5 protein-coding genes are annotated in these 5,183 nt (G+C 48.0%); 4 read left to right on the top strand and 1 reads right to left on the bottom strand.

Features of this window, described 5'->3' with window-relative positions:
• Positions 1-270 precede the first annotated feature (270 nt).
• Positions 271-2,151 carry an RNA polymerase sigma factor RpoD gene (gene rpoD, locus Q0236_RS00025; RefSeq protein WP_297913508.1) on the bottom strand — a complete coding sequence of 627 codons (1,881 nt, stop codon included), beginning with the start codon at positions 2,149-2,151 and terminating at the stop codon, positions 271-273.
• Positions 2,152-2,510: 359 nt separating this feature from the next.
• On the opposite strand from rpoD, the gene Q0236_RS00020 reads away from it, so the two are divergent.
• The 4 genes from Q0236_RS00020 to Q0236_RS00005 form a co-directional block, all read left to right on the top strand.
• Entirely contained in the window at positions 2,511-2,993 is a 483-nt protein-coding gene (locus Q0236_RS00020) for a 3-isopropylmalate dehydratase small subunit (protein WP_297913507.1), read from the top strand.
• A gap of 9 nt (positions 2,994-3,002) precedes the next feature.
• Positions 3,003-4,073 carry a 3-isopropylmalate dehydrogenase gene (gene leuB / locus Q0236_RS00015; RefSeq protein ID WP_297913506.1) on the top strand — a complete coding sequence of 357 codons (1,071 nt, stop codon included), beginning with the start codon at positions 3,003-3,005 and terminating at the stop codon, positions 4,071-4,073.
• Positions 4,074-4,082: 9 nt separating this feature from the next.
• On the top strand, positions 4,083-4,325 hold the full coding sequence (locus tag Q0236_RS00010) for a hypothetical protein (RefSeq protein WP_005869161.1): 243 nt from the start codon (positions 4,083-4,085) through the stop codon (positions 4,323-4,325).
• Positions 4,318-5,183, top strand: an 866-nt coding sequence (locus Q0236_RS00005) for a hypothetical protein (RefSeq protein WP_297913505.1), incomplete at its 3' end; no start/stop codon positions are given. The genes Q0236_RS00010 and Q0236_RS00005, both read left to right, overlap by 8 nt.

Below are 5,183 nucleotides of genomic sequence, written 5' to 3'. Positions count from 1 at the left end.
TTTGAAACCTACGGACTTCAAACCTTAAGCCCCTAAAAATCGGCGCTTAAAGTACTGCTGCATTTTATTATGCCTTGATTTGTGCTCCGCCTGATAAAATTTAGATTGAAAAATATATTATTGACACCCCGACTTGGATCTGGGCGGATTTCAGTTTGTCGTGCGTCAGGATCAATCATACCGAAGCCAAAGCCCGGCTACTATCTAATGGATTTTAAATTTGCCGAGCGTTCAAAGAGTAAAAAGAGTAAATTATATCGGGGTTTCGCTCTAGCTCTCGATATAGGTTTTGAGTTTGCGGCCGATTTTTGGGTGTTTTAGCTTTTTGATTGCCGAGCTTTCGATCTGGCGGACGCGTTCGCGAGTGATGTTGAGCTCCTTACCGATCTCTTCGAGCGTGCGGTCGCTCTCGTCGTCAAGCAGTCCGAATCGCATGCGGATCACCGTGCGTTCGCGATCGTTAAGCTGTTCTAAGATGTCGTCGATCTGCTCTTTGAGGTCGGATTTTAAAATTTGCTCGATCGGCGAAACCGAGCTTTTGTCCTCGACAAAATCGCCGAATTTGCCGTCATCCTCGTTTCCGATCGGCGCTTCTAGGCTGATCGGCTCCTTTGTGATTTTGATGACTTGCTTTACCTTATCGACGCTAAGGCCTACCTCTTGCGCGATGACGTTGATATCGGGCTCTTTGCCGCCTTCTTGCATATATTTGCGCGTGATTTTATTAATTCGATTTATCGTCTCGATCATATGGATCGGGATGCGGATCGTGCGAGCTTGATCGGCGATGGCGCGCGAGATCGCCTGGCGGATCCACCATGTCGCATAGGTCGAAAATTTATAACCGCGCTTGTATTCAAATTTATCCACAGCCTTCATAAGCCCGATATTGCCCTCCTGGATGAGGTCTAAAAACGGCAGCCCGCGGTTGGTGTAGCGCTTGGCGATGGAGACGACCAGGCGCAGGTTGGACTTCGCCATGCGCGCCTTTGCGTTGTCGCTGATGCGCTTTCCGCGCTTGATCTGCTCTAAAATTTCTTTTAGCCGCTCGGGCTCGAGATTAAAGCTTTTTTTGCTCGCTTCTTTTGTCAAAAAGAGCTTTTTTATATCGACGTAGGTCGAGACCATCGTAGCTTCCGGCACGCGCGCGATGATGTCGTCTTTGCTAAGCCTCGTGATCTCTTTTAGAATTTTTTTGTGATTTTCGCGCAGTTCGGCGCTAAACATCGGCAGCTTATACTCTAAGCGTTTGAGCTCCTTTTCAAAGCCCTCGTCGCTTTTTAGAGCGGTCTCCATCGATTTTACGATCTCGGTGATGAGCTTGCTAGTTGGGCCCAGATCCATGAGTTTTTCTTTTAAAATTTTCTTTTTAAACGCCAAGTTCAGCTTCGATAAAATTCCTTTGCTCTGCTTAATCGCTTCGGCGTTTTTCTCGGCAAATTTCATCCAGTCCTTTTTGGCTTTTTCAAGAGCCTTGAAGCTTTCGATGACCTTTAGAGCACGCTTATCGTTCTTTTTAGAGCGCCTTTGCTTCGCCTCGTCCGCGCTTTCCTCATCCTCCTCGTCGTCGTAATCCTCCTCCGATAGTTCCTCTTCGTCCTCCTCTTCACCCTCTTCGTCGCTGTCGTCAAAGCTTTTGAAAAGCTCCTTTACGCGGCGCTCGCGGTTGATAAGCGGCTCTTTATAGTCTAAAATAAAGTCTATTAAGTACGGCACCGAGCAAAACGCGTCGATGATGATGTCTTCGCCGAGCTCGATTTTTTTGCTGATCTCGATCTCTTCTTCTTTCGTTAACAGCGGGATCTGCCCCATTTCGCGCAGATACATCCGCACCGGGCTGTCCGAACGGCTCCACTCCAAAAGCTCGACGTCGCTGGATAGGTCAAACTCCTCGTCCCAGCCCTCGTCCAGCAGCTTTTTTTGCGTGGCTTCTTTGAGTTTCGCGTCCTCTAAATTTTTGATTTTGGAGATTTCTGCGGCGGAGATCAGCTCAACGTCGAATTTTTTCGTAAGCGCTTCGACCTTCTTAACGGCCGTCGCGGTGGGGGCTTTATCGAAAAATTTTATCAGTCTTTCGTAGGTGATGTAGCTTTTTTGATTTTCGTCGAAGAACTGCTCGATGGGCGTTAAGGCGTCTTTTGGGCTCGCCATAAAATCTCCTTGTGTCGTTGTGTATTTGGTTTTGGAAAATCGGATTATACCGAAACGCTCTTTATTTTTGCTTATATACGGAGCAAACTATCTAAATTTAATAATTTTTGAAATTCTAGAAATTAGGCTAAATTTTAAAATTTAGGTTATATTTTTAGCCAAATTTAAGATTTATTCTCCGCTTTTGCACCGCCGATCCATGCTTGCCTTGCCGATCTGCGCCGCCGCGTCTGCCCCGGTACCCGCACGTACCATGAAATTTCGCGGCGGAGAGCGCTTGGAATTTTAAAGCGATTGAGCGGATTTTAATAAATTTGTCGGTAAAATCGCGCATCTATTTTAAAATTTAAGGCGGAAATATGGCAAAAGTATGGAAATTCGGCGATGATATCGACACCGACATTATTATCGCGGCGCGCTACCTAAATACCTCCGACGCGGCGGTGCTTGCGACGCACATCATGGAGGATGCGGACAGGGATTTTTCGTCCAAAATAGCTCGCGGCGACATTATCGTAGCGGGGAAAAATTTCGGCTGCGGCAGCTCGCGAGAGCACGCTCCGATGGCGCTTAAGGCCGCCGGAATTTCATGCGTGATCGCAAAAAACTTCGCTAGGATTTTTTATCGAAACAGCTTCAACACGGGCTTTTTGATCCTCGAATGCGACGAGACGGATAAGATCGCGCAGGGCGACGAGCTTAGCATCGATCTAAAGGGCGGCGTAATTAAAAATTTAACTCAAAAAACTGAGTATAAATTCGGCGCGATACCCGAGTTTATGCAAAAGCTACTCGACGCGGGCGGAGCGATAAATTACGCAAAAACAAAGATAAACTTGTAAGGAATTTGGATGAAAAAATACGACGTATGCGTGATAAAAGGCGACGGAATCGGCCCTGAGATCATCGAAGAAGCGATCAAGGTGCTCGATGCCGTAAGCCATAAATTTAATTTCGAGCTAAATTTTGACTACCGCTTGATGGGCGGCGCGGCGATCGACATTATGGGCGTTCCGCTTCCAGACGAGACGCTAAATACCGCTAAATCGAGCGACGCGGTGCTTTTCGGTGCGATCGGCGGCGCTAAATGGGACGGCTTGCCGCGCGAACTGCGTCCCGAAAGCGGACTGCTAAAAATTCGCAAAGAGCTTGGAGCGTTTGCAAATTTGCGTCCTGCGATGATTTTTGATGAGTTGATAAACGCTTCGACGCTAAAGCCTGAGATCATCAAGGGCGTCGATATAATGGTGGTGCGCGAGCTTACGGGCGGGATTTATTTCGGGCAGCCGCGCGTTAAAAACGAAAAGGACGCGCTAAATACGATGTGCTACAACGTCTCTGAGATCGAGCGCGTGGCTAAGGTCGCGTTTGAGGCCGCGCTTTTGCGAAATAAAAAGATAACGCTCGTGGATAAGGCCAACGTGCTTGAAACAAGCCAGCTGTGGCGCGAGGTCGTAAGCGAGCTAGCGAAAAATTATGCGGGGATAAATTTGGAGTTTATGTACGTCGATAACGCTGCGATGCAGCTCGTGCGGGCGCCTGCGCAGTTTGACGTGATTTTGACGGAGAATTTATTCGGCGATATTTTAAGCGACGAGGCGAGCATGATCTGCGGCTCGATCGGACTGCTTCCGAGTGCGAGCATCGGCGGCAAGGTAGGCATCTACGAGCCGATCCACGGCAGTGCGCCCGACATCGCGGGGCAGGGGATTGCAAACCCGATCGCTACGATCTTAAGTGCTGCGATGATGTTAAAATACGCATTCGGCGAAAATGAGGCCACAGCCGCGATCGAAAGTGCCGTACGCGCCGTGCTTCGCGACGGATACCGCACCAAGGATATCGCGCAGTACGATGCCAAAGAAATTTGCTCGACTGCAGAGATCGGCTCGATCATCGCGGGTTACGCGGCCAAGGCTTAGGAGCCAGCCTTGAATGGTGCTCTAGCATACGCTATGGAGCTTGAGAAAAAAGGCGATATCTACGGCGCGATGCGGATTTGCCGCGGTATTTTACGCGATAATCCGCAAGATGGCGATGCGGCGGTGCTTTTTGCGCGGCTAAATTTAAATCATCGAGTAAGCTCGGGCGTCAATATGGCGATGCTGGAGCGCTTTTTAAGCGTCGATGCGCGCAAACAAGCGGAATTTAAGAGGTGGCTAATTGATGTATGAAAATGAACTGGAAGATATCATCGAAGCAGTAAATGAGATGAAAGTGCAAAAGCGCGCGCAAGATTTGGCAGTGCAGCAAGAGGGGGCTGTGAATGCAAACAGCGCTGAAGCAGGAGCGCAGGCTTCGCAGGATGCTTTAAGCCCCACTTCTTTTGCGCCAGATCCCATTGCATCTGGCGCCTTAAATTCCACATCTGCACCGGATATCGCTTCATCAAACGCGCAAAATTTCACTTCCTTAGATACCAAAAATTCCACTTCGCGTTTTGTTTCATCGGACGCTTTAAATTCCGCCCTAGATCGTTCAAATGCCCTTGCACGCAAGAGCTCTGCGCCTAGCAGCACGGAATTTGCAGCGGACGCTACTTTAAAAAAATCTGCCGTAAAAGATGAAAATTTTACTTTTTCCAGCGAGGAGAATTTTAAAAATTCTGATCTTACAGGCGGTGAAAATTCCGTGGCCTCCGTCTCTTTAAATGGAGAAAATTTTATAAATTCCGCTTCTGCAAGTGGCAAAGATTCCGCAAATACTGCTTTTGCAAACGATGAAATTTTAAAAAGCTCCGCCGCAAAATTTGACGAAAGCTTTCGTGATTTATCGGGTATCGCAGGCGAAATTTACGATAGTTTAGGCGGCGATATGAATGGGTTTATTTCGCCTCAAAGCAGGGACGCAAGCATAGCGCAAAGCTCTGCCGAAAGTAAAGATTTTGAATTAGCGCTAAATTCTACGGATGACGACTCCCAAAGTAAGCAAGATTTGACGCCTCGTATTTTAGGCGCGCATTTTAAGGAGCTAAGCAATGACGATTTTGGGCCTGGCTCTGATTTCAAAGAAAGCGAGGCTGACGATTATTT

The sequence above is a fragment of the uncultured Campylobacter sp. genome (assembly GCF_938031315.1).
Classification (GTDB): Bacteria; Campylobacterota; Campylobacteria; order Campylobacterales; family Campylobacteraceae; genus Campylobacter_B.
This window is presented reverse-complemented; position numbering and strand designations above follow the sequence as displayed.

What these genes read in the sequence shown, in the direction of transcription:
- rpoD (WP_297913508.1), bottom strand. Translation starts at nt 2,151, where the DNA reads ATGGCGAGCCCAAAAGACGCCTTAACGCCCATCGAGCAGTTCTTCGAC.
- leuB (WP_297913506.1), top strand. Translation starts at nt 3,003, where the DNA reads ATGAAAAAATACGACGTATGCGTGATAAAAGGCGACGGAATCGGCCCT.
- Q0236_RS00020 (WP_297913507.1), top strand. Translation starts at nt 2,511, where the DNA reads ATGGCAAAAGTATGGAAATTCGGCGATGATATCGACACCGACATTATT.